Below are 2,709 nucleotides of genomic sequence, written 5' to 3'. Positions count from 1 at the left end.
CACCTAAATATTCCTGATGGACTCTCGGAATCGGCAATCAAGCAGCACATCACAGACCTCTACAACAGTGGTGAAATGCTGATTGATTTGAATATTGCTCAGGTGGAGTTTGAATCTATCAGCGCTCAAATTGTCAAAGAATATTCTGATGCTAAATCTGCATAAATATGGGAGGTAATCAAATGAACACAAAATGGACTGATGAAGAACTCGCAATTATTGAAGAAATGGCTTGTCTCTACACTGTTAAACAAATAGCATATCGCCTCAAAATCAGAGGATACACACGCTCAACATCAGCTATTCAAAAGAAACTGCGCTTTTTAGGATACTCCGCACGTCCAATTCTTGATAACTACAACTGCTGCGAAATTGCCAGAGTTCTGCAACTCAATTCGGCTACCGTTTGGAGTTGGGTTAAAAAGGGTTGGATACGTACAACCCGGCGGTCTGGTAGATATCACCAAATCAAGAGCAAAGACTTAAAACGATTTCTTCAAAACCCACCCCAACGTATTAAAAACCGCATTGCTGCCATTGATAAAGATGCTATCGAATATTTAGTAGGGAAACTCGCATGATTGACCACATTAACGCGCTTCAAACGAGTTGGTATCTCTCCCCTCCTTGGGGTCGAACAATTCCACCTGTTGCAGTCAATTTACTGGAGAGAGTTTTCCTACGAACCACAAGAAGATTCGGCTATTGCTGCGGTATGCAATGGAAACACGAATGTTGGCTATATTCAATTGATTGCGGTAATGAAATTGTCCACACTACACAAAACCAAATCATCGGGACTGGAGAATTAGAAGCCATCAGAGTGCAAAAACCTGCTTTCGTTTTGGGCGAAAGAGTGATGCTCTGTTCTCACGATAAAGGAACAAAACAACGGCTGATTTTGGGGATTGCGCTGGTGAATAATTCTTGGTTTTACATTGTTGAATTGGTATCGCCAACCTTAACTCAATCACGGACTATATCTAATCGCTTCTCACTAATTGGTGAAAAAAGTTTGGTGCGAGTAAATACCTGAATCAATTATTTGTTCAATAACCAGGGAATGAATCATGTTGACACATTTTTGGCACGAATCAGAAATTAACCAAATGCCCCAAGATGGGGAAATAGGTAAATATGCTGTACCCAAGGGCTATGTGAATGCAAGTCAGATGTGCAAAGCTAACGGGAAATTCTTAGCTGATTACACGAAGCTCAAGTCTACAAAGCAGTATTTGCAAGCACTTTCTAACGATATGAAGATCCTCATATCGTTATTGGTGATAGATATCCAGGGTTACGGAAGCGAACAAAGCACTTGGATTCACCCAGAAATCGCCATTGATTTAGCGGGCGTGGGTTTCTGTCGAATTCCGCATCTGGGCCAACAGAACCTTAATGAAAGTTATGCTCTCAACCCAAGTAGAGCCAGTAAAACAGCAAGAACCACCACATACATTAGCCCCATCCCACGAAGCCGCACAGTTGGCAATGATGTTAGGGGAATTTGCCGGATTAGAAAAATCTCTCACCGCCCAGTTAGCAGTCAATGCCGCCACCAAAGTTAACCCCGCACTCAAACCCGCAGCAGATGAACTAAAAACTGCGATCGCTTCCACTAATACCGCAGAGGACGCATTTCTCAATCCAACACAAATTGGTGAGGTAGTAGGAATGTCTGCACGGGCTGTTAACCACTGCTTACTAAATTATGGACTGCAATACAGAACTGATGACAAGAAAATTCCCTATCGTCCTACTGAATCTGGTAAGCAATGGGGGCGGATGGTTCCCGCAGTCGCCAAATCTTCAAACCAAACTGTTTTTCAACTGCGGTGGTTGCCCGACATAGTAAAAGTCATCTCTCAATAATTCCCTACGTAACTCAACAACAATTATGAACACTCTACGAAAAATCTTGGCAGAAAAATATGGTCTTGTTGCTGATATCATGCACGATGATTATTTTTTTGTTCAACTACCAGAAAACGAAGATCATTCACTCAAGTTTTTAGAGAGCAATTTCCCAGAGTGTATTCGGGTTGAACTTGCAGAATGTTTTGCTGGTAGTGTTATTGCGGCTTGGGAAGTTCCGTTATTTTTACTCCCTCAAGTGTTACAGCAAGCGCATGATTTTGTTACTGAGTATTGGGAGCAAGTTTCTCAAGAAACATGAAGTCTTCTCCATCAACCAAAACTAACAGCAATTCCTTCATTTACACATTCAATAGTAGGAGAAAACTATCATGCAACAACTCAATTTGTTTCAGGAATCAACCCCAGTTTTACCCATCACTTACTATCCCGATTTCTTAACTCTAGAACAAGCAAACGAACTCTACCAACACTGCTTGAAACTGGAGTGGCAGCAGAATCAAATCAGAATGTTGGGTAAAACAATGGCTGTTCCCCGCCTCGAATGTATTTATGGTGATGCCGGATGTGATTACCTCTACTCCAACAGCGTGTTCTTAAAACCCTTGACTTGGACAGACAATCTGGCCAAGTTACGCGACTCTATCACTGCTTTGACTGGCTACAAGTTCCGCATTGTCATCGGCAATCAATACCGCAGTGGCCAGGACTCAATCGGTTGGGTGTGATTTGTTGGATAGAAACTAGAACCTGTAAAGGTCTTGGAGGATTATCCTAGAGATTTTATCTCTAAACTGAATGACTTTGTAGGTGTAAATCCTACCCCTCAAGTGC

The 2,709-nt window shown here is 42.0% G+C and carries 5 protein-coding genes and 1 pseudogene; all 6 read left to right on the top strand.

Annotated features, from left to right (window positions below):
- Window positions 1–182 precede the first annotated feature (182 nt).
- On the top strand, window positions 183–581 hold the full coding sequence (locus LC586_RS40230) for a MerR family transcriptional regulator (RefSeq protein ID WP_229491341.1): 399 nt from the start codon (window positions 183–185) through the stop codon (window positions 579–581).
- Window positions 578–1,036, top strand: a complete 459-nt coding sequence (locus tag LC586_RS40225) for a DUF1392 domain-containing protein (protein ID WP_229491340.1) — start codon at window positions 578–580, stop codon at window positions 1,034–1,036. The genes LC586_RS40230 and LC586_RS40225 overlap by 4 nt, the downstream gene beginning before the upstream one ends.
- A gap of 34 nt (window positions 1,037–1,070) precedes the next feature.
- Window positions 1,071–1,292: pseudogene (locus tag LC586_RS41350) on the top strand (KilA-N domain-containing protein); the annotation flags it as partial.
- A gap of 115 nt (window positions 1,293–1,407) precedes the next feature.
- The gene (locus LC586_RS40215; RefSeq protein WP_229491342.1) at window positions 1,408–1,872 is read left to right on the top strand and encodes a hypothetical protein; all 465 of its coding nucleotides are present in this window, start codon (window positions 1,408–1,410) and stop codon (window positions 1,870–1,872) included.
- A 25-nt stretch (window positions 1,873–1,897) separates the two neighbouring features.
- Window positions 1,898–2,176, top strand: a complete 279-nt coding sequence (locus tag LC586_RS40210) for a hypothetical protein (protein ID WP_229491339.1) — start codon at window positions 1,898–1,900, stop codon at window positions 2,174–2,176.
- 70 nt (window positions 2,177–2,246) lie between these two features.
- The gene (locus LC586_RS40205) at window positions 2,247–2,603 is read left to right on the top strand and encodes an alpha-ketoglutarate-dependent dioxygenase AlkB family protein (RefSeq protein ID WP_229491338.1); all 357 of its coding nucleotides are present in this window, start codon (window positions 2,247–2,249) and stop codon (window positions 2,601–2,603) included.
- Window positions 2,604–2,709 lie beyond the last annotated feature (106 nt).

It is taken from the genome of Nostoc favosum CHAB5714, from assembly GCF_020829495.1.
Classification (GTDB): Bacteria; Cyanobacteriota; Cyanobacteriia; order Cyanobacteriales; family Nostocaceae; genus Nostoc; species Nostoc favosum.
This window is presented reverse-complemented; position numbering and strand designations above follow the sequence as displayed.

Coding starts and splice junctions, on each gene's coding strand:
- LC586_RS40230 (WP_229491341.1), top strand. CDS start 183: ATGAACACAAAATGGACTGATGAAGAACTCGCAATTATTGAAGAAATG.
- LC586_RS40225 (WP_229491340.1), top strand. CDS start 578: ATGATTGACCACATTAACGCGCTTCAAACGAGTTGGTATCTCTCCCCT.
- LC586_RS40215 (WP_229491342.1), top strand. CDS start 1,408: ATGCTCTCAACCCAAGTAGAGCCAGTAAAACAGCAAGAACCACCACAT.
- LC586_RS40210 (WP_229491339.1), top strand. CDS start 1,898: ATGAACACTCTACGAAAAATCTTGGCAGAAAAATATGGTCTTGTTGCT.
- LC586_RS40205 (WP_229491338.1), top strand. CDS start 2,247: ATGCAACAACTCAATTTGTTTCAGGAATCAACCCCAGTTTTACCCATC.